Genomic DNA, 212 nt, shown 5'->3' with positions numbered 1-212 from the left:
GGTGGAGCTAAGCAGGATCGAACTGCTGACCTCCTGCGTGCAAGGCAGGCGCTCTCCCAGCTGAGCTATAGCCCCATCAGGTGTGATACTGTGTGCCACATCTTCTGGGAGGAAGATTGGTGGGTCTGAGTGGACTTGAACCACCGACCTCTCGCTTATCAGGCGAACGCTCTAACCACCTGAGCTACAGACCCAGTATCGTCTCTTTACTC

The 212-nt window shown here is 55.7% G+C and carries 2 tRNA genes; both read right to left on the bottom strand.

Annotation, left to right across the window (positions count from 1 at the left end):
* Positions 1 to 2 precede the first annotated feature (2 nt).
* Positions 3 to 75, bottom strand: a tRNA-Ala gene (locus RH40_RS10110).
* A 42-nt stretch (positions 76 to 117) separates the two neighbouring features.
* Positions 118 to 194, bottom strand: a tRNA-Ile gene (locus RH40_RS10105).
* Positions 195 to 212: the final 18 nt, after the last annotated feature.

This window comes from Vibrio caribbeanicus ATCC BAA-2122 (assembly GCF_000165125.1).
Lineage (GTDB): Bacteria > Pseudomonadota > Gammaproteobacteria > Enterobacterales > Vibrionaceae > Vibrio > Vibrio caribbeanicus.
The sequence above is the reverse complement of the archived record's forward strand: the minus strand, read 5'-3'. Positions and strand labels throughout refer to the sequence as shown.